At 64.2% G+C, this 20,598-nt stretch carries 22 protein-coding genes; 21 read left to right on the top strand and 1 reads right to left on the bottom strand.

The window, feature by feature from the left end; translation table 11 throughout:
• Nucleotides 1–123: 123 nt before the first annotated feature.
• The 17 genes from C495_RS11290 (at nt 124) to C495_RS11210 (ending at nt 14,928) form a co-directional block, all read left to right on the top strand.
• Nucleotides 124–1,485, top strand: coding sequence for a cobyrinic acid a,c-diamide synthase (locus C495_RS11290; RefSeq protein WP_008162993.1), 1,362 nt, complete (start codon nt 124–126; stop codon nt 1,483–1,485).
• Between the two features lie 236 nt (nt 1,486–1,721).
• Complete coding sequence (cbiT, locus tag C495_RS11285; protein ID WP_008162992.1) at nt 1,722–2,309, top strand: precorrin-6Y C5,15-methyltransferase (decarboxylating) subunit CbiT; 588 nt, start codon at nt 1,722–1,724, stop codon at nt 2,307–2,309.
• Entirely contained in the window at nt 2,306–3,112 is an 807-nt protein-coding gene (locus C495_RS11280; RefSeq protein WP_008162990.1) for a cobalt-factor II C(20)-methyltransferase, read from the top strand. Before cbiT ends, C495_RS11280 begins: the two co-directional genes overlap by 4 nt.
• Nucleotide 3,113: 1 nt before the next feature.
• Nucleotides 3,114–4,058 (top strand): cobalt-precorrin-4/precorrin-4 C(11)-methyltransferase, encoded by a 945-nt coding sequence (locus tag C495_RS11275; RefSeq protein WP_008162988.1) that lies wholly within the window; start codon nt 3,114–3,116, stop codon nt 4,056–4,058.
• Nucleotides 4,051–4,284, top strand: a complete 234-nt coding sequence (locus tag C495_RS11270) for a hypothetical protein (protein ID WP_008162985.1) — start codon at nt 4,051–4,053, stop codon at nt 4,282–4,284. The genes C495_RS11275 and C495_RS11270 overlap by 8 nt, the downstream gene beginning before the upstream one ends.
• Nucleotides 4,281–5,276: a cobalt-precorrin 5A hydrolase gene (cbiG, locus tag C495_RS11265; RefSeq protein WP_008162984.1), complete on the top strand. Its 996-nt coding sequence runs from the start codon at nt 4,281–4,283 to the stop codon at nt 5,274–5,276. Before C495_RS11270 ends, cbiG begins: the two co-directional genes overlap by 4 nt.
• Nucleotides 5,273–6,142, top strand: coding sequence for a precorrin-3B C(17)-methyltransferase (locus C495_RS11260; RefSeq protein WP_008162981.1), 870 nt, complete (start codon nt 5,273–5,275; stop codon nt 6,140–6,142). The genes cbiG and C495_RS11260 overlap by 4 nt, the downstream gene beginning before the upstream one ends.
• Before the next feature lie 21 nt (nt 6,143–6,163).
• On the top strand, nt 6,164–7,192 hold the full coding sequence (gene cobJ, locus C495_RS11255) for a precorrin-3B C(17)-methyltransferase (protein WP_008162979.1): 1,029 nt from the start codon (nt 6,164–6,166) through the stop codon (nt 7,190–7,192).
• Between the two features lie 2 nt (nt 7,193–7,194).
• Nucleotides 7,195–7,461 (top strand): ferredoxin, encoded by a 267-nt coding sequence (locus C495_RS11250; protein WP_008162976.1) that lies wholly within the window; start codon nt 7,195–7,197, stop codon nt 7,459–7,461.
• Nucleotides 7,458–8,204, top strand: coding sequence for a hypothetical protein (locus tag C495_RS11245; RefSeq protein WP_008162975.1), 747 nt, complete (start codon nt 7,458–7,460; stop codon nt 8,202–8,204). Before C495_RS11250 ends, C495_RS11245 begins: the two co-directional genes overlap by 4 nt.
• A gap of 55 nt (nt 8,205–8,259) precedes the next feature.
• The gene (locus C495_RS11240; RefSeq protein ID WP_008162973.1) at nt 8,260–9,486 is read left to right on the top strand and encodes a CbiX/SirB N-terminal domain-containing protein; all 1,227 of its coding nucleotides are present in this window, start codon (nt 8,260–8,262) and stop codon (nt 9,484–9,486) included.
• Nucleotides 9,487–9,538: 52 nt separating this feature from the next.
• Entirely contained in the window at nt 9,539–9,910 is a 372-nt protein-coding gene (locus C495_RS11235; RefSeq protein ID WP_008162971.1) for a DUF3209 family protein, read from the top strand.
• Between the two features lie 2 nt (nt 9,911–9,912).
• Nucleotides 9,913–11,187: an outer membrane protein assembly factor BamB family protein gene (locus tag C495_RS11230; RefSeq protein ID WP_008162969.1), complete on the top strand. Its 1,275-nt coding sequence runs from the start codon at nt 9,913–9,915 to the stop codon at nt 11,185–11,187.
• A gap of 220 nt (nt 11,188–11,407) precedes the next feature.
• Nucleotides 11,408–12,388: a hypothetical protein gene (locus C495_RS11225; protein WP_008162967.1), complete on the top strand. Its 981-nt coding sequence runs from the start codon at nt 11,408–11,410 to the stop codon at nt 12,386–12,388.
• The gene (locus tag C495_RS11220) at nt 12,385–12,954 is read left to right on the top strand and encodes a hypothetical protein (RefSeq protein ID WP_049890283.1); all 570 of its coding nucleotides are present in this window, start codon (nt 12,385–12,387) and stop codon (nt 12,952–12,954) included. The genes C495_RS11225 and C495_RS11220 overlap by 4 nt, the downstream gene beginning before the upstream one ends.
• A 60-nt stretch (nt 12,955–13,014) precedes the next feature.
• The gene (locus C495_RS11215; RefSeq protein ID WP_049890314.1) at nt 13,015–13,959 is read left to right on the top strand and encodes a putative sodium/potassium/calcium exchanger; all 945 of its coding nucleotides are present in this window, start codon (nt 13,015–13,017) and stop codon (nt 13,957–13,959) included.
• 51 nt (nt 13,960–14,010) lie between these two features.
• Nucleotides 14,011–14,928 carry a hypothetical protein gene (locus C495_RS11210; RefSeq protein WP_008162962.1) on the top strand — a complete coding sequence of 306 codons (918 nt, stop codon included), beginning with the start codon at nt 14,011–14,013 and terminating at the stop codon, nt 14,926–14,928.
• Between the two features lie 101 nt (nt 14,929–15,029).
• On the opposite strand, the gene C495_RS11205 is transcribed toward C495_RS11210, so the two are convergent.
• Nucleotides 15,030–15,251 (bottom strand): hypothetical protein, encoded by a 222-nt coding sequence (locus tag C495_RS11205; protein ID WP_049890313.1) that lies wholly within the window; start codon nt 15,249–15,251, stop codon nt 15,030–15,032.
• A gap of 115 nt (nt 15,252–15,366) precedes the next feature.
• Here C495_RS11205 and C495_RS11200 point away from each other — a divergent pair, with 115 nt between their 5' ends.
• The 4 genes from C495_RS11200 (at nt 15,367) to acs (ending at nt 20,539) form a co-directional block, all read left to right on the top strand.
• Nucleotides 15,367–15,801 carry a universal stress protein gene (locus tag C495_RS11200; protein WP_008162959.1) on the top strand — a complete coding sequence of 145 codons (435 nt, stop codon included), beginning with the start codon at nt 15,367–15,369 and terminating at the stop codon, nt 15,799–15,801.
• 64 nt (nt 15,802–15,865) lie between these two features.
• A complete protein-coding gene (locus C495_RS11195) occupies nt 15,866–16,360 on the top strand; it encodes a universal stress protein (RefSeq protein ID WP_008162957.1) in 495 nt (164 codons plus the stop codon).
• A gap of 86 nt (nt 16,361–16,446) precedes the next feature.
• Nucleotides 16,447–18,483, top strand: coding sequence for a cation:proton antiporter (locus C495_RS11190; RefSeq protein WP_008162956.1), 2,037 nt, complete (start codon nt 16,447–16,449; stop codon nt 18,481–18,483).
• Nucleotides 18,484–18,562: 79 nt separating this feature from the next.
• Nucleotides 18,563–20,539 (top strand): acetate--CoA ligase, encoded by a 1,977-nt coding sequence (gene acs / locus C495_RS11185; protein ID WP_008162954.1) that lies wholly within the window; start codon nt 18,563–18,565, stop codon nt 20,537–20,539.
• Nucleotides 20,540–20,598: the final 59 nt, after the last annotated feature.

Genomic DNA, 20,598 nt, shown 5'->3' with positions numbered 1-20,598 from the left:
TCGTCACTCGAGTCCGTTCCGAACCGCCGCTCGGCGAACGCGTCTGATCCACACGTTCGTTTCGGGTATCCGACGCCGCTCACCGACGGATTCAAGTTGAGTTGTCCGAACGAAAGTACAATGATGAACGGATTCGTCCTCGGCGGCGTCAGCTCCGGCGTCGGGAAGACGGTCGCGACGCTCGCAATTATTCAGGCCCTCGAGGACGCCGGCTACGCGGTCCAGCCCGCCAAAGCGGGCCCGGATTTTATCGATCCGAGCCACCACGAAGCGATCGCCGGCCGCCCCTCCCGCACGCTCGATCTGTGGCTCTGTGGCGAAGATGGTCTTCGACGCAACTACGCCCGCGGCGAGGGCGACGTCGACAGGTCACACCCGTCTGCCCGGGGGACGTCGTCCCCCGCTATCTGCGTCGTCGAGGGTGTGATGGGACTGTACGACGGCGACGGCTCGAGCACGGCGATGGTCGCCGAAGCCCTCGACCTCCCGGTCGTGCTGGTCGTCGACGCGAAAGCCGGGATGGAAAGCGTCGCGGCGACGGCGCTTGGCTTCCAACAGTACGCCGAGACGATCGGCCGCGAGATCGAGGTCGCCGGCATCGTCGCCCAGCGCGCCCACGGCGGCCGCCACGAGCAAGGAATCCGCGACGCGCTGCCAGACGATCTCGAGTACTTCGGGCGAATCCCGCCGAATCCGGACCTCGAGATCCCGGACCGACACCTCGGCCTCGAGATGGGCGCGGAGGCTGCGTTGCCGCGCGAGGCGCTGCGGGAGGCCGCCGACTCGCTTTCGGCCGAGCGGCTGGCTGCGGTGGCGAGCGAGGCGATTGCCCCCGAAACGGCAGTCGAGGACGAACCCAAATCGGTCGACGCCACCGTGGCCGTCGCCGACGACGCCGCCTTCTGCTTTCGGTATCCGGCCACCCTCGAGCGGTTTCGCGAACGGGCCGATCTGGTCACGTTCTCGCCGGTCGCGGGCGATCCGGTCCCCGACTGTGACGGCGTCTATCTGCCGGGCGGGTACCCCGAACTCCACGCCGCAGAACTCGAGGCAGCTGGCACGCTCGCCGAACTCGGAACGCTGGCCAGCGAGGGACTCCCGGTACTCGGCGAGTGTGGGGGGCTGATGGCCATGAGCCAGTCGTTGACGACAGCCGATGGCGAGACGAGCGAGATGGCCGGCATCCTCCCGGCGGACGTAACCATGCACGACCGCTATCAGGCGCTCGATCACGTCGAACTCGAGGCCACCGAAGGGACGCTGACGGCCAACGCTGGCGATCGGATTCGGGGCCACGAGTTCCACTACTCGAGTGCCGACGTCGACGCTGACGCCCGGTTTGCCTTCGAGACGGTGCGTGGCGACGGCATCGACGGCGGGCACGATGGGCTGACCGAGTACAACTCGCTCGGCACCTACGTCCACGTCCACCCCGAAAGCGGGGCGTTCGATCGGTTCCTCGAGACACTCGACGACGCTCGATAACGACGGCAGCCGTTCCTCTCGGCCTGAAATGTGCGATCATCGGTTCGATGTCCGTCACTCGAGTCAGTCACGACTGTGGCGGACGCTGGACCCTGTTCCGGCTGCGAATAGATCGGACAGCGGGACGTTCAACGTCACACTTACAAGTGAAATTGCTCTACCGCATCCTTAGTTTGACAATCCAGCTTGATCTACAACAAACAAAATTGTTTTAGGGACGGCCGCTGTTCCACCGGATGATGCCACCTATCGCGCTGCCACACGACGCGAAGGCCGGGCCGACCAAGCCGGAGGTCCGGGCCGTTGTCCACTCGAAACTCGCACTCGAGGCCGACGACCACTTCGCGGAGGTCGGCTCCTGTACGGGAGCCATCACGATCGAAGCCGCACAGCGGGCCGGGAGAGTGACTGCCCTTGAGCGGAAACCCGAACGCCTCGAGACGACCGAGCGGAATCTGGCCGCCAACGAGGACGCGATTCGAGCGGATGTCGAACTGCGGAACACGGAAGCGCCGGCGGGAGTACCCGCCGACGCTGACGCGCTCTTTCTGGGCGGCAGTCGAAACTTCGAGGCCGTCCTCGACCACGCCGTCGACACCGAGGTCGATCGAATCGTCATGAACGTCTCGCGACTCGAGGTCGCCGGCAGAGCGACGGAAGCCTTCCGCAAGCGCGGGATTCTCGAGGAGGTCGTCCAGTTTCAGGTGAGCCACGGCTACGAACTCGCCGGCGCGACGAGTTTTGACTCGGACAACCCGGTCTACATGCTGGTTGGGAGCGCGACAGCGAGCGGCGAGGATAACGACGGAGGGAGCCTGCAATGACGCTCTACGGCGTTGGTCTCGGCCCCGGCGAGGCCGACCTCGTGACCGTTCGCGGAAAAAACGTTCTCGAGTCGGCCGACGTGGTCTACTCGCCGGGCCGACTCTCGCGATCCGTCGCACTCGAGCACGTCGACGAGTCGAAGATCGGGGACCTTGATTTCCCGATGACAAAAGACGAGGAAAAGCTGCGGTCGGCGTGGAAGGAGGCTGCCGCCGAGATCGCCCCGAACGCACGCGACGGTGACGTCGCCTTCGTCACGCTCGGCGACCCGAACGTCTACTCGACGTTCGGCCATCTCCGGCGGACGATCGACGCGTTCCACCCCGACGTCGAGTTGGAGATCGTCCCTGGCGTGAGCGCCGTGACGGCGTTTGCGACCGCGATGGGCGTCGAGATCGAAGCCGGCGCAGGTCTCTCACTTCGCGAGGCCGCAAACGGGGCGAGTCCAACGGGGCCGGATCGGCTGATTCTGTTCAAAGTCACCGACGCACCGGCGACCCACGAGGGACTCCTCGAGGCCGGCTACGAGGTGACCTACGGCCGCCGGCTGTTCATGGAACAGGGCGAGACGATGGTGACGGACGATCCGTCCGAGATCGACGAGCGCGACTATTATACGCTCGCCTACGCCGAGAAGGCTGATCTCGAGATCGAACAGGCGACGGCAGCGTTCGAGACCGATGCTACGGACTCCTCGAGCGACGAGGAGTCGACGAGCGGCGAGCCGGTCGCGGACGGGGGAACGCTTGTCGATCTTGAGCTGGCCGAAGGCTGTGCACACGGCGATTGTGGAGGCCACTAAAATGACGAACACGAATACGACCGACGAGACAGACAGCGCCGTTCCAGCGGAGGGCGGCAACCCGCAGGAGGCGATCGACGCACAGGGCGAGCGCCGTCGCGAGGAACTGGACGACCGAATCTTCGAGCACAGCGCCGGCGACGAGCAGGAGGGCGTTCCCTTCGTCGGGGCCGGGCCCGGCAACCCGCGACTGCTGACCGTTGCCGGAAAGGAACTGCTCGAGGCAGCCGACCTCGTCGTTCACGCCGGGTCGCTGGTCAACAGCGAACTGTTGAACGAGTATTGCGCCCACGCCGACCTCGTGAACTCCGTGGGGAAAGACCTCGAGGAACTGATTCCGCTGATGAGAGACGCCTACGAGGACGGCGAGAACGTCGTCCGCCTGCACAGTGGCGACCCCGCCATCTACGGGGCTGCACTCGAGCAGATGGACGCGCTCGAGCACGAGGGCGTGCCGACCCACTTCGTGCCGGGTGTCACGTCGGCCTTCGCGGCCAGCGCGACGCTGCGGACCCAGCTGACGCTCAACGAGGTCTCGAACCACGTCGCGTTCACTCGGCCACAGGGCAAGACGCTGACTGAGGAAGAAGACCACATCTCCGAGTTCGTGGAGATGGGCGACGTAACGACCTGTATCTACCTCGGCACACACGCCGTTCGCGATACGATGGAGCGACTACTCGCAGACGACCACGACCCCGAGACGCCCGTCGCCGTGATCTACCACGCTTCGTGGCCGGACGAGGACATCATCGTCGGCGATATCGGGACGATCGCGGACAAGGTCGAGGAGGCGGGCTACCGCGCCTCGGCGCTGGTCGTCATCGGCGACGCCGTGACTGGCGCGGGCTACGAGCGCTCGTTCCTCTACGGTGACTGGGCGAATCGCGGTTCTTCGGACGGTTCGGCTGAAAACGCGAGTGAACCGGAGGCGAGCGATGACTGAGGAGAGTCGAGCGCGGTACCGCAAACACGGTGAAAGCCCCCAGCCCCGTCGACTCGGGGGCCTCGCTGTGCGCTTCGGTCGCTCGCGGTGCTCGCTCCCTGCAGTGCTTACTTCGGCCGCCTTCGCCGACGAGGCTGGCCCCTTTCAGTCCCTCCCCCGCGGTGGACTTGACGGGTCGATTCGGCGTGGAACGGACGAGTTCGGTACGATGGAGGTTCGACAATGAGTTCAGGAACTGAGAACGCGGACGGGACTGACGACTCGAGTACAGATTCGGGCGGCCACTGTTCGACGCCGGATTCGGACGGCGAAGTCGCCGAGGAGATCGCGATCGTCTCCTTCGGGCGCAAGATGGACACGGCCGAAGAGATCAAAACCGAACTCGAGGATCGCTACGAGACGATCGAGATCCTCGAGTATCACGGTGACGTCTTCGAGGCCCACTGGGGCGAGTACGACTGCTTTATCGGCCTGATGGCCTCCGGAATCGCGATGCGCAAGACGGCCCATCTGTTAGACGACAAGTGGGACGACCCCGCGATCTGTGTCGTCGACGAGGAACTGACGTGGGCCATCCCGATCACGGGCGGCCACCACGGCGCGAATCAGGTCGCACAGGATCTGGCGACGATGGGTGCGATCCCGGCGATGACCACCGCGAGCGAGGCCGCCGGCAAGCAAGGTGTCGAATCCCGCGCGAAGGCGATGGACACCCACGTCGTCAACGGCGACTCGACCGTGAAGACGAATCTCGCCGTCCTCGACGACAACCTCGGCCCCGTCGCCCGACTCGAGGGCCCGAAGGCCGTCCTCGTCGGCGACGACGTCACCGTCCTCAAGCGCAACAAGGACGATGGCGTCGTGATCGGCACCGGGAGCGTCTCCGGCGCGCGCACGGAGTCGTTCCTCGCCGCGTGGGAACAAGCCATAGCGCAGACCGACTACGACTTCGACGACGTCGAGTTCGTCGCCACGGCGACTCGAAAGGAAGACGAGGAGGGGCTGCTCGAGGCGGCTCAGGAACTCGATCTCGGCGTCGTTGCGTTCGACAAGGAAACCCTGCTCGACCACGAGGGGCCGACGCCCTCGAAATCGAAGGAGCTGATCGGCTGGCCCGGTGTCTCGGAGGCCTCCGCGATCGCGGGCGGTGCTGAACAGGAACTGGTCCTCGAGAAGACCGGCTACGAGAACGAGGTTACGGTGGCGATCGGGCGATGAGCGAGAGCGACACCTCGGATTCGGTGGCCGACGGAACGCCCGACGATCACGGCACCCTCTCCGTCGTCGGCATTGGTCCCGGCCTGCCTGGTCACATGACCGCGAAAGCAAAGCAGGTCATCGAATCGGCGGACGTGGTCATCGCCTCGAGTCTTTATCAAAAATTCCTGCGCGAGGACGGAACGCTGCCACAGGACTTCGGCGATGATGGGATCGCCGTTCGAGAGAACGGGGTCGAACAGGAGATCGTCCGCTCGACGATGGGACGGCAGATAGAACTCGCTCGCGCGGCGTTCGACTACGTCCGCGAGGGGAAAGACGTCGCCCACGTTTCGGGCGGTGACCCCTCTGTCTACGGCAAATCGGATCTCATCTTCAAGATGGCCGAGGAGGAGGGCGCGACGGACGTGCCGATCGAGATCGTCCCCGGTCTCACGGCGGCACTCGGCGGCGCGGCGAACGTCGGCGCGCCGTTGTGTAACGACTTCTGTACGATCTCGCTGTCCGATAAGTGGCGCGGCTGGGACGAGATCGAAGAAAAACTGCGCGCAGCCGCGATCAGCGACTTCGTGATCGTCCTCTACAACTGCTGGCGAAACTACGAGAAGGCCGTCAAGATCGTCCGCGAGGAGCGGACCGACGACGCCTACGTGGCCATCGTCAACGACGCCGGCCGTGAGGATGCCGGCCGAAACGGCGAGAGCGAGTTCATTACGACGCTCGGCGAGGCTGTCGACCACGACGACAAGGTCTCGGGGATGGGCACCTCGCTGATCATCGGCACCCACGAGACCGACACCTGGCGCAACGACGACCGAACGTATCTCGTCACCCCGCGCGGCGGGCGTGACGTCAACGACTTCTGACTACTAATCACCACGACATCCATGAGTACTGACACCAACGCGGACGCTGACGACGAATCGACTTCCAAGTGTGGCGCTTCGACGACCGACACGGAAACCTCGAGCGGCTCCAAATGCGGAGCCTCGTCGAGCGAGACCACCGACGACTCGAGTTCGAAATGCGGCGCCTCGAGTTCCAGTTCCTCGTCCTCGAGTAGCTCCAAATGCGGCGCCTCGAGTTCCGACGACGAGTCGAACGAGCAGGAAGTCGGCGCGACGATCGAAGACTTCGACGCCGAGCCCGGCCAGCTGATCGCCGTCGGCCTCGGCCCTGGCCATCCGGAGGGGATGACCAAACGAGCCAAGGACGCCCTGCTCGAGGCCGACCACATCGTCGGCTACACCACCTACATCGAACTGATCCCGGACGAGATCACCGAGCAGGCCGACGACATCTACGACACGCCGATGTGTGGCGAGGTCTCGCGCACCGAGGAATCGATCGACCGCACGCTCGCGGGCAACGACGTGGCGATCGTCGGCAGCGGCGACCCTAACGTCTACGCGCTCGCGGGGCTAGCACTCGAGATCCTCGAGTCCAAGGGCGCGACGGCGTCGATGGTCGACTTCGAGGTCGTCCCCGGCGTGCCGGCGGCCCAGTCCTGTGGGGCCCGCCTCGGCGCACCGCTGGTCAACGACACCGTCTCCGTCTCGCTGTCGGATCATCTGGTTCCGATGCCCGAAATCGAGTCCCGACTGCACGCGGTCGCGAGCGAGAACTTCACTATCACGATCTACAATCCCTGGAGCCGCAAGCGCCGGGAGAACTTCGAGAAGTGCTGTGAGATCCTGCTGACCCACCGCGACGAAGACACGCCGGTCGGCATCGTCCACGGCGCGGGCCGCGAGGACGAACAGGTGATGATCACCGATCTCGGCGAACTCGAGGAGTTGGGCGAGAGCGAGATCATCGACATGACGACGACGATCGTCGTCGGGACCGAGGACACCTACGTCTGGGACGACCGGATGGTCACGCCGCGTGGCTACGAGACCAAATACGACTACTGACCATGCCACGATACGAAGTTACCATCGAAAAGGACGCCTGCGACGGCATCTTCGCCTGTCTGACCCGCGACCCGCGATTTGTCGAGGGCGAGGACGGCCTCGCGACAGTCGATCCGGACGCCGATCCGGTCTACGACTGCGAGGGCGAGGTCACCGACACCGCCGAGCGGGTCGTCGCGACGTTCGACGACGACCGCATTGAGGAAGCCCAGCAGGCCGCCGCGGCCTGCCCGACGGACGCGATCATCGTCGAGGAGGTGGGCGAATGAGCGATGCCGAATCGATGACCGACGACGCCCTCGAGATCGAGGTTCCAGCCGACCCGCTTGTGGGCCATCCTGCGAGCGCGTACCTCTGGGGGCACGTCGCCGGCAGTGGGCGCGTGGTTCGGAGCGAAGCGAGAACCACGAACAGCGAACGGCGACGCCGTGAGCATCTCGAGGTCGTGACCACCGACGAGCAATCCGCGCAGGTGCTCGCCGCGATCGCGGGCGGCGACATCGACCACGAGACGAGCAGCCGCGAGTACGCCCACGACACGTCGATTACGCGCACGGAAGACGAGTACACGCTCTCGATCGGCGAGGACGAGGATAGCGAGGGGCTGCTGGGTCGCGCCAGCGCACTCTCGCTACCTGTCGACGGCCGCGGCAACTACCGCTTTGGCGCGTTCTCGAGTCACGAGCGAGAGCTCCTTCGCGGCCTGCTCGAGGGCTGTGGGACGATCTGTTTCAAGTCCTCGAGTGGCACTGTCGGCATTTCGTTCGTTCACGACGACCGCACGCTGCTCGAGGCGACACGGGAACTGCTCGCCGACTGTCCGGTCGACACACCCATCGGCGAGCTTTCGGAGACGTCCTCGGGCGGCTACTGGTTCGGCGTCGACGACGATGCCGTCCCCGAGTTTGGCACGTGGCTCTACGAAGGCTGCGAGACAACTGGCCTGTTCGCGCCGAGCCGGCGTCGAAAACTCGAGTGGAGTATCGAGCAGGCAGACAGCTACGACGAGTAACCACCCCGAGCGCCGTGTTCGAACCGCGTTCAGTATCCACCCATACCAACAACTGATGAGCAAATCCGACGATTCCAGATCCACGTCCGCATTCGACGACGAGGCCGTCCTCCTGGTGGGGCATGGCTCCCGTCGAGCAAAGTCGAACGAACAGGTTCGAGAGCTCGCTGCCGGCCTCGAGTCGCGACTGGGGATTCTGGTCGATGCAGCGTTTCTCGAACTGGCAGAGCCGGCGATCGACGACGCTATCGCGGGGCTTGCAGCTGTCACATCACAGGTAACCGTCGTCCACTGCTCGCTGTTCGCCGCGAGCCACGTCAAAAACGACGTGCCGCTGGCGATCGAACAGGCTCGAGCGACCCACGACGTCGAGATCAGAAACGGCGCGCATCTGGGTATCCATCCGGCGATTCTGGACCTGCTCGACGACCGCGCCGGTGTGGTCGAATCGGAACTCAGCGTCGACCGCACCGAGGACGACGTTGCCGTCGTCGTCTGTGGGCGCGGCTCGAGCGATCCGGATGCCAACGGCGACGTCCACAAGCTGGCCCGACTGCTGTATGAAGGCCGCGCGTTCGACCGCGTCGAAGCGTCGTTTATCGGCGTCACTGAGCCGACGCTCGAGGACACCCTCCACGGCCTCTCGAAGCACCGTCCCGACGCGGTCGTCGTCCTCCCCTACATGCTCGGCGACGGCGTCCTCACCCAGCGAGTCCGGGATTGGACCGCAGAGTTCGACGACGACTACCCGTACGTCGACGCGCTGGCGGGCGACCCACTTGGCACGGACTCGCGACTGCTCGACGTTTTCGCCGACCGCTGGCAGGAGGCTCGAACCGATAGCGTCGAGATGTCCTGTGACACGTGCAAGTACAAAGTCGACCTCGAGGGCTACGAAGAAGATGTCGGCGGCGCACGGGCCATGCTCCGGGCGCTGGCTCATCAGGACGCACATGCGGATCGAGAGGACGTCGACAACGAACCACACACCCACGACGCGCCCGAGAAGCACGTCATGGTCTGTACGAACCGGACCTGTGCCGACATGGGGTCGCCCGCGGTGCTCGAGCGCCTTCGCCAGAAAGCTCGCGACTCCGAGCACTGCGATGCCCGCATTACGCGGTCGTCCTGTCTCGGTCGCTGTGGCGACGGACCGATGGTTGCCGTCTACCCTGACGGGATCTGGTACGGCGACGTCGCAGCCGAGGATGCCGAACGACTCGTCGCAGATCATCTGGATCGGGACCGCATCGTGAGCGACCTCGTCGACCAGACGCTGTAGCAGACGCATAGACACACGACCAACCCACGACCACGAAATCACAGAACTAGATATGAGCTGTCACGAAATCGAAGCACTACGACTCGGATTGATGAACGTCCTCGGCGTCGGGGACCAGAGCGCCCGCGAACACGCGGAGAAAGAACTCGAGGGCCATCTCGAGGGCCCCATCGAAGGCCTCGTTGAGGCTGACACCCTTGCAGAGATCCAGCGCCACCTCGATGCGGCGCTGGTCGACTTGGAGGAGGAAGTCGCAGCCATGGCCAGCGAGGACCCCGAGTACGATTACACCCGGGGTCGACTGCTCGAGGTCCGCAACGCAGAGCGTGCGGTCGAGCGGCTGAGTGTTCAGGGTGAGAGCATCGTCGACGGGATGGGTGAGGCCCACGACACCCTCCACGAGACGTTCCCAGTCGAGGAGTGAGCATGGCTGGAACCGCTGGCTCCGAACCAGAGCACGAGCGATCGCTCCAACGACGACCGCTTGGCGAGATCGAACCGGCTCGCAGCCGGCACATGTGGACTCGCTCTGCGGTCGCCACGACTGGCGACCTCGTCGTCACCGGCGAGTGGGACGGAACCGTAACCGCCCACGAGGCCGACTCCCTCGAGCCCCGCTGGACTGTTACCCATCCGGATCACGCCGTCGGGATTACGACGCTTTCGGACGATGAGACGGCCGCCAGCGCTGCTGCCGTCGTCGTCGCCGGTCGCGGCGAGACGGGAACGATCGCGGTCTACGACGCCGAGACGGGCGAACAACGCTGGCAGTACGATACTGCCGCGGACATCGGCACTGCGGTCAAAGACAGCGTCTTCTACCTGCCCTACGTCGTCTCGCTCGAGACGGACGGAGACCGACTGTACGCGGCCGCAAGGCGCTACGAGCGCGACGGCGAGCGCCGCCAGTGGCACAGCACCGTCTACGCGTTCGACCCCGACGGCTCGGTTCGCTGGACCTACGAGACCGACGCCTCGCCGATCGCGATCGATCTCGACACCGACGGTGACCGCTTAGCCGTCGGCTACAATCGCTGTATGGGCGACCACGACAACGGCCTCGTCGTCCTCGAGACGGACACGGGCGACCTCGAGTGGACCTGGGACCCTGGCACCGAGGGCGACCGACGCGTCGGCGACGTCTCGTTCGACGGCGACGTGATCGCGGTCTCGAGTCACGGCGACAAGCGCGGCTATCTGCTCGGCCCCGCCGGGGCCGAGCGCTGGGCCGTCGATCTGGCAGTCGAAACCGAAATCGACGGTGAGACGCTGTACGCCTACCCAAACCACGTCTACGCGAACGACGGCCGAGTCGCGTTCGTCACTGGGAACACCTATGCCCTCGAGCGCCGCGAGACCGAGGGCCGTCATCCGAACGAGCATCGGATCGTGACGTTCGATGCCGACGGTGACCTCCTGTGGGACGAACAGGTGGGCGGGTTCGTCCACGGGCTCGCTACCGACGGCGACACGCTCGTCACACCGTGTGCCCAGAACTTCCGCGTTCGCGACCCCGAGACCCACGCCGTTCGCTGGTTCGACCTCGAGTCCGGCCCGACCGGCGTCGACTCGCTCGCGGGAATCGCGACCGCCGCTGCCGTCGACGGCGAGACCATCGCCGCGATCGAAGAGCCCGTCGAGTATCACGACGAGGGCGACCGGCGCGGCGAGTACGCGCTTCGCGTTGGGTCGCTCGAGTAAGCAGGTCAGACGACTGATCGATTTTCCTTTAAGCTGGTCACTGCAGCAGTCGCACACGCAAGGCCAATCCCCACAATGCCGTCTGCCGTCTTGTTTTCGTAGAATGACACTGAGCCAAGAACGAGATGGATCCGAAGAGTGTTCGGATCCCGTGGCGGTCCATACCTGCTCGAGGAACCGCTACGTCGACAAGCAGGCGAGATCGCCAGACCACAGGGTGATGACCGACGGCGGCCAGGCCGAAGTGACGGCGGAAGACGAGAGCGAGGAAGCGGGCGACGATGAATCGACGACCGACGAGGAAGGTGAGACGGAATCTTCAGCCGACGAGGGTGAAGAAGAAGCCGACGAGGAGGAACCAGCCGAAGAAGAAGCCGACGAGGAGGAACCAGCCGAAGAAGAAGAAGCCGACGAGGAGGAACCAGCCGAAGAAGAAGAAGCCGACGAGGAGGAATCAGCCGAAGAAGAAGCCGACGAGGAGGAATCAGCCGAAGAAGAAGCCGACGAGGAGGAATCAGCCGAAGAAGAAGCCGACGAGGAGGAATCAGCCGAAGAAGAAGCCGACGAGGAGTCAGCCGAGTACCACGTCGAAGATGCCGAGGACGTCTACCAGGACGACGACGCGTCCGGCGTCCTCCATCTCGATCTCGATGGCCTGTTCCTCGATCTGCTTGGCCTCGAGGTGAACCTGAACCCGGTGACGCTCGACGTCTCAGCCCGTCCAGGCGAGAGTAACCTGCTCGGGAACCTGTTGTCTGCAGTGACCGGCCTTCTCGATGGTGCTGGCGGCCTCTCAGACGCAGTCTCGTCACTCCTGGACAAGCCGAAGGAACTGCTCAGCAGCCTGCTGGAGAAACCGAAAGCGCTCCTCAGCGGACTGGCGAGCAAGCCAAAAGAACTGCTCAGCAGACTCTTCGGGCTTGGCGGTGACGAATCGGAAACCGATGCCGAGGAACCGGAAGCCGAGACCGAAGAGACCGAAGCGACAGACGATGAGTCCAGTGGTCGGATCGCCAACGCCTGGAGCTGGCTGAAAGAGAAGCTACTCGGGCTCATCCCCGGCTTCCCGATCGAAGACCTCGTGGCAACGGTCGTCAGCCGGGTAATCGAGCAACTGATCGAGCAGCTCGAGCCGGATCGCGAGCAAGTCGAGTCAGACTCCCAGTCCGACGCAGCGTCACAGACGGAGGCGTCATCATGAGTGAGCAATCGAAATCAGTGACCCAGCGAATCGACTACGGAAAGATCGCCGAGAACGTTGACGTCGATGAGCTCGTCGAGGGAACGCAGTGGGAAGACGAAATCAACGGAGAGAAGCCGCTCGGCGAAGCACTCGGCGGTCAGATCGGTGCACTCGTCGGTCGAAAGGTCGGCGAATCAGTCGGCCGAACGATCGGTGAGCTGGTCGTCGAGGAACTGCTCGGTCCCGACGAGGAAGCCGAAGACGAACCGGCGGAGGAAGCCGAAGACGAACCAGCAGAGGAAGCCGAAGACGAACCAGCAGAGGAAGCTGAAGACGAACCGGCGGAGGAAGCTGAAGACGAACCGGCGGAGGAAGCTGAAGACGAACCAGCAGAGGAAGCTGAAGACGAACCAGCAGAGGAAGCCGAAGACGAACCAGCAGAGGAAGCTGAAGGCGATGCAGAGCCGGAGGCAGAAGACGACGGCGACGACACGGAAGGTAAGGGGGAAAGCGATACCGCTGAGGACGACAACGCTGAAGCCGACGACACTGCGGCCACGGACGAAGACGAGGAAGAAGAGTGACCATGCTATCGTGTCAACTGCTCTCCGACGGATCGGATGTCCCGCCTCGAGGTGAGTTCGATGAGTGACGCCGGGCTGAAGCAGCTGGTCGCCCAGGAGGTGAGCAATCAGGTCGCAGTGACCGATCTGCTCGGTGACGGCTCCATCGAAAACGGCATCGACGGCGGCGAGATCGGTGCCGCGGTCGGTCGTGAGTTTGGCGCGCGAGCGGGTCGGGAACTGGGGTCATCGATCGGCCGCGCGATCCACGAGACGATCGCCGAGGGGATCGAAGCCGAAAAAGACCGCCAAGAGCTGCAGTCGGATCTCACGACGGCGATCCGTGACGCCCTCCGCGAGACGGTCGACGAAAGCGACGCCAAGGAATCGGTCCAATCGCTGGCACAGGGTGCGACCGAGGGGAGTGGCCTCGAGGGACTCCTCGAGAGCGATACCGGCGAAGACGAATCGGCGGACGAAGCGGGTGAAGCCGACGTAGAGAGCGACGCCGCTGACGAAGAAAGCGAGAAGACTGATGCTCGAGAGACGGTCGAGTCAGTCGCCGAAGACGTAAGCGAGGCCAGCGGACTCGACGACGTCCTCACGGACGACGATGCGGACGAATCCGAGGACGATGAAACGACGGAGGACGGCGACGCCGAGACGGAAAGGGATGACGAACCGGACGCCGAGGAGGATACGGCGGACGAAAGCGACGAGGCGGAGACGACCGACGCCGAGGAGGATACGGCGGACGAAAGCGATGAGTCGGAGACGACCGACGCCGAGGAGGATGGCGAAGACGACTCCGAACCGTCGGCCGAGGATATCGAAGGGCTCCGGAAAGACACACTCACGGACTTCTTGGGGGTGATGTCCTACGACGATCTGCAATCGGTCGCAAAGGACGTCGGTGTGAAGGCAAACCTCAGCCGCGAGGAGATGACCGACGAGATCGTCGCGACGGTGACCGACGACGAGTCGGACGCCGAATCAGCGGACGAGGCGGACGCGGAAGCCAAGTAGTCGATCGAAATCGTCGCCTCGAGATGCGGCTTTAGACGCGAGACACGACAGATGAGCCAAGAACTACGCGAACACGTCAACGAGGTACTGCACGAGACCGATGCGTCCAGCGGCTCGCTTGTCTCGACAGACGAGGCCGACGGGGAAGACGACGACGCGGCCCAGACGGACTTGCTCGAGACCGCGGCGAAGGCGAACGACCTGCTCGAGTCGGCCGACCCGGACGACCTGCTCGAGGCAGTCGATCTCGAGACGCTCCCGGACGGGACGGAACCGGATTCGATTCCGGCGGCGATCGCACAGGGCGATCCGGAACAGGTCGAGACGTTACAGCGACTGCTGAACCTCTCGAAACTTGCTGATAGGGGCGATGAGAGCGCACTCGAGGGAGCCGTCGGCGAGTTACGGGAGTCGATTGGCGACGGCGCGGCGGGCGACGACTCCGAACCGAAGGCCGACGCTAAAGCGGACACGGCTGACGAGTCCGAAAACGACGACGGGAGCGTCCGAGAGACGATCGAGTCGGCCGCCGAGACAGTGAGCGAGGCCAGTGGCCTCGACGATATTCTCGAACGTGACGGTGACGACACGTCCGCTTGCGACGACGCCGAGACAGGCGGGGCAGAGTCGTCCAGCGAACTCGGTGACCAGCTTCGATCGGCGATGGCGTCTTCGTTCGACGGGATCGGTGACGACCTCGAGCAGCTTCGAGACCGACTCGAGGAGGCGAGCACCAGCGCTGCCGGCGGGGAGAGCGAGCGTGAGGACGACACGACCGAAGACGGGGCCGAGTCGGATGCGGACGACGGGTTGCTCGATGGGAGCCTCGGGTCGGACCGGAATCACGACACGTCCGGTGGCAGTGGGACACGCTACTCGACGATGGCACCACCGCCGTCGGAGCGCGCCGATATGAACGGGCCAGTGCGCCACTCGACGATGCCCGATAGCAACGCCACCCGCCGCTGACCGGCGCTGTAGACGGCTTCGATTCGCAGACGATTGCGGCCGATCACGGGGTGGTGGGATCGGTGATCGGCGAGCAGTGACGACGACGGATCGCCCGACTGCTACTCCGACTCGTCGTTCCGTTCTTCGAGGAACAGCCGCACCCCAAGCACCGGAATGAACAGGAAAAACGCCAGCAACATCGTGCCGAGGAAAATGACGCTGATAAACTGTGTGGAGAGCGTTGGTGTGAGGATCAATGACGCGATGAGAATCCCGCCACCGAGCGAGACGACTCCGAGGAGAAGGAGATCCGTGAACTTGACCGGGACTTCCTCAGTCATACGTGGCCGTACGAACGCCATCATATAGTGCTACGAGATTTCGATTCCAGAGGCGGCTCCGGTCGGGAACGGAGACAAGGACAGGACTTACTGGGAGTGTGCCGTATGTACCCGCATGTACGAGTCGATTCTGGTTGCGACCGATGGGAGCGAGACGGCACGCGAAGCCGTCTCGCATGCGGTCGAACTCGCCACCCGGTTCGATGCAACGCTGTACGGGATCGCCGTCCTCGAGCGTCGAACCGAGTACGACAACGCGATCGTCGACCCCGAGGAAGTGAGGGAGCGACAACGCGAACAGGCAACCGAGTCCCTCGAGGCCCTCGCTGAGGCCGCTGGCGATGCTGGCGTCTCAGTCGAAACGACGATTCGATCGGGCGTTCCGTACGAAGAAATCGTCGCGTACGCGGATGAGCACGACGCGAGTGCGATCGTGATCGGTGCTCGCGGCCGCTCGTCGTTCCGACGGGCGCTGCTCGGGAGCACTGTCGACCGCGTCGTCAGATCCACGACCCGGCCGGTGCTGATCATTGACGGTGAGTCCACCTGAGGGCGACCGGGTCCCGGTTGTTGGAGACCGAACATTTACCTCGGCTGTCGTACGAGATAGAGGTATGACGTTACTCGTCCCGTTCGACGGTTCGGAACTGGCACAAACTGCCCTCGAGAAAGCATCCACGTTCGGAGCGTTACTCGACGAGGAGGTCATCGTGCTGACGGTCATTCCGGACGACGCCGAGTACGCTCGAGAACGGGGCTGGATCACAGAGGGCGAGCCGTTCGACCCCGAAGCGATCGAAGCAGGGATGAACGTGCGAGCCGACGAGGTCGCACCGGAGGCAACTGTCCACACCGAGCGCGTGAGTTCGGACGAACCGACGTCGACGTCGACGACGAACGTCGTTCGTGAGATCCGTCGAATCGCGGGCGAAATCGACGCATCGGTCGTCTTCATCGGCTCGGAGAACGCTGGCTCGGTGATCGCACCGCAGTCGAGCGTTGGGAGCCCGGTCGCAAACGATCAGCGCTACGACGTGTACGTCGTTCGCGAACCCGGTGCGACGGTCGATCCCGAGGACGTTTCGGACATCGACTCGACGATCGAATAACCCGTCTGTCGTGCTCGCCACGCAATGACGGCCGCGAGTGGGCAGTGTCAGCGACACTCGGGTGATACCGGCGGGAGCGACGGCTGATGGACCCTGCGCCGACGCTTCCCGTTACCGATCCGATTCTCATCTTTGGGGTCGCGATGATCGTCTTTCTGGTCGCGCCGCTGGTGTTGGACCGGTATCGTCTCCCGGGACTCGTCGGGATCATCGTCGTCGGCGCTGCAATCGGCCCGAACGGATTCGAAATCCTCGAGCGCGACGAGACAATCGTGCTGCTCGGCGAGGTCGGAATCGTCTACCTGATGTTCGTCGCGGGCCTCGAGATCAACCTCACACAGTTCATCGAGTACAAAGAGCGAAGTCTCGTCTTCGGGCTGTTGTCGTTCGTGATCCCACAGGCCATCGGGATGGTCGTGGGCTACTACGCACTTGGGCTTTCGATGGGCGCGACAGCACTGTTCGCGGCCATATTCGCCTCTCATACGCTGCTTGCCTATCCCGTCGTCAGCCGGCTCGGGATCACGACAAACGAGAGCGTCACGTCGACGATCGGTGGGACGATCATCACCGACACGCTCGCGTTGCTCGTCCTCGCTGTCGTCATCGCCGGGGACGACGGCGGGCTCGGACCGCGCTTTTGGCTCGAGCTCGCGGGCGGTCTCGCCCTCTTTTTCGCCGGTGTCTGGCTGCTCGTCCCGCGACTCGCGCGATGGTTCTTCCGGACAGTCGACCAGGAGAGCTCCGTCGAGTTCCTGTTCGTGATGGCCGTCCTGTTCGTCTGTGCCTCGCTTGCCGAACTCGCCGGCGTCGAACACATCGTCGGGGCGTTCCTCGCCGGGCTCGTCCTCAACCGGTTGATCCCCCAACGAGGTCCGTTGATGAACCGAATCGAGTTCGTCGGCAACGCGCTGTTCATCCCCTTTTTCCTGCTCTCGGTTGGGATGCTCGTCGACGTCCGCGTGTTGACCAGCGGCCTCGAGGCGCTGTTGATAACCGCCACGTTCGTCGCGCTCGTCCTTACGACGAAGTACGCTGCGGCCTGGCTGACCGCGCGGCGCTACGGCTACACCACCGCCGAGATGATGACCATGTTCGGACTCTCGATCGGGCAGGCCGCGGCGGCACTCGCGATCGTGCTCATCGGATTCGATCAGGGCTTGCTTGGCGAGGCGATGCTCAACGCCGTCGTGCTGATGATCCTCGTCGTCGGCGTTCTCAGCCCCGCGATCGTCGATCGCTACGGCCGGTCGATCGTCCGTGCGTCCGAACAGACGGCGTACGATCCGCGAACTGCGCCACAGCGAGTGATGGTTCCGTTCTCACGTACCTCCCAGTACCGCGAATCACTGCTCGATCTTGCCGTGCTCGTTCGCGAGGCCGACGACGACCAGCCACTGTACACCCTGAGCGTTGCTCGGCCCGGCTCACAAGCCGAGGCCGATGTCGCTGCGATCGAATCCACGCTCGAGGAACTCGAGGCGTACGCGGCCGGTGCCGAGGTCCCCGTCGAGCGCCAAACCCGTGTCGAGCGAAACGTCGCGTCAGGAATCGTCCGCGCCGCCCTCGAAAACCGGATCACGACGCTGGTGATCGGCTGGGACGGCACTCCACGCCACCGTCGGATCTTCGGTCACGTGATCGATCAGGTTCTCGCACGGTCGACACAGCTCGTCCTGATCTCGCACGTTCGCCAGCCGCTGAACACGACGACTGAAGTCGTCGCCATCCTTCCGCCGGGAATCGAGCACAACGACGGGTTCTACGAGGCCGTCCACACGCTCGAGCATCTCGCGACACAGGTTGGTGCGCCGATTCGCGCACTCGTCATCGACGACTCGCCCGAGCAGTTCAAGCACCTGTTCGAGATCGGTGGACCGGACGTCCCCGCGACGTTCGAGCGGGTCGAGAGCTGGGACGACGTCTCGACCCGGCTCCGCGAGGATGTCAGCGAGACTGCCCTCGTCGTTCCGATCAGCGCGCGCCGCAGGACGATGGGATGGCAGCCGGCACTCGAGACACTCCCGACGGAGGTCTCGACGGCGACGGACGGAAACTTCGTCGTGCTCTATCCGGCTGTCGGCGACCGGGGTGACGACCGACGGTTCCTCGAGTTACACTAACTGGTCGGCGGTCGATCCGTCGGCCGGACATGGTTCGGAGGAACGTTTATTCCGCTGACTGTCTTCGGTTCGAACGACTATGGTCGATCGGAACGGGTGTGGACATGACCGTCCTGTCCTCACCGGATCGCCCCGAAGCCCTCCGCCGTCGTTCGTCGAACAGGCAAACGTCTCGGATCCGGGGATCTACGACGAGTTCGAGGAAAACTGGCCCGAGTGCTGGGAACGGGCGGCCGACTTGCTCTCGTGGCGCAAGCCGTACGAGACCGTTCTCGATGACGAGAACGCCCCGTCCTACCAGTGGTTTCCCGACGGAACGCTCAACGCCGCCGAAAACTGCGTCGACCGGCACCTCGAGTCGGGACGCAAAACCCACACGGCGATCCGCTGGGAGGGCAAACACGGGGAGCGCAAGACCTACACCTATCGTGATCTCTACGTCGCGATCAACGAGTTCGCCGCGGCCCTGCGTGACCTCGGCGTCGAGGAAGACGACGTTGTGACGATCTATCTGCCGATGATCCCTGAGTTGCCGATCGCGATGCTGTCGTGTGCCCGGATCGGTGCGCCACACAACGTCGTCTTCGCCGGCTTATCGGCCGACGCGCTGGCGACGCGAATGGACGCCGCCGACAGCGAGTTTCTGGTCACCTGTGATGGCTACTACCGACGCGGCGATGCGTTCAACCAAAAGAGCAAGGCGGACAACGCCCGGTTGAAACTCGAGCAAGACGTTAGCACGGTCGTCGTCGACCGACTTGGTGACGACCTCCCACACGTCCTCGGTGACGACGAGTACGATTACCACGAACTTCGGGAGACGTTCGCGGGCGAAACCATCGATCCGGTGCCGAGAGAGGCCGAGGATATGCTGTTTCTGATGTACACCTCGGGCACCACCGGCGAGCCGAAAGGCGTCGTCCACACGACAGGCGGGTATCTCTCGCACGCGGCTTGGACGAGTCACGCCGTCCTCGACGTCAAACCCGAGGACACCTACTGGTGTGCGGCCGATATCGGCTGGATCACGGGCCACACCTACATCGTCTACGGGCCGCTCGCACTCGGGACGACCACCGTAATGTACGAAGGAACGCCCGACTACCCCGACCGGGATCGGCTCTGGGAGATCGTCGACCGAAACGCGGTCGACATCTTCTACACCGCGCCGACGGCCATTCGCGCGTTCATGAAATGGGGATCGGAGTATCCCGCCGGACACGACCTCTCCTCGTTGCGCCTGCTTGGCACCGTCGGCGAACCGATCAGTCCACGACCGTGGAACTGGTATTACGAACACATCGGGAACGAGGAGTGTCCGATCGTCGACACCTGGTGGCAAACCGAGACGGGGGCCGTAACGGTGTCGACGCTGCCGGGCGTCAGCGAGATGAAACCCGGCGCAGCAGGGCCGGGCCTCCCCGGAATGGACGTCCGTGTGGTCGACAGCACCGGAACCGAAGTCGATTCCGGCGACTCCGGCTATCTCACCATCGCCCGGCCGTGGCCGGGCATGGCCCGAACGCTGTACGACGGCGACAAGCGCTTCCAAGCGGAGTACTGGGATCGCTTCTCCGACCCGGACACCGATGACTGGCGCTATTTCAGCGGCGACACCGCCCGGATCGATGAGGACGGCTACATCACCGTGCTCGGCCGCATCGACGACGTGATCAACGTCTCCGGCCGGCGACTGAGTACGACCGAGATCGAAAGCGCGATCACCGGCGTCGCCGGCGTCGCCGAAGCCGCCGTCGTCGGTCGCTCGAGCGAGACGAACGGAACGGACGTCTACGCCTACGTGAGCACCGAAGGCGGCTACGACGACGACGCGGCGGTTCGCGAGGCGATCATCGACAGCATCGAAACGGCGATCGGTCCGATCGCGCGGCCGACGGAGATTCTCTTTACACCCGAACTCCCCAAGACACGCTCGGGGAAGATCATGCGCCGCCTGCTCGAGGACGTCGCGAACGGCCACGAACTCGGGGATACGAGCGCGCTCCGAAACCCCGAGATCGTCGGCGAGATCCAAGCGGAGATCGGCGAGGAGTGACAGAGTCGAACTGATTTCGAACTTTCAAATACCGCGAAGTAGAATATCGCGTCGACGCT

Origin of the sequence: Natronorubrum sulfidifaciens JCM 14089 (genome assembly GCF_000337735.1) — an archaeon.
GTDB lineage: Archaea > Halobacteriota > Halobacteria > Halobacteriales > Natrialbaceae > Natronorubrum > Natronorubrum sulfidifaciens.
This window is presented reverse-complemented; position numbering and strand designations above follow the sequence as displayed.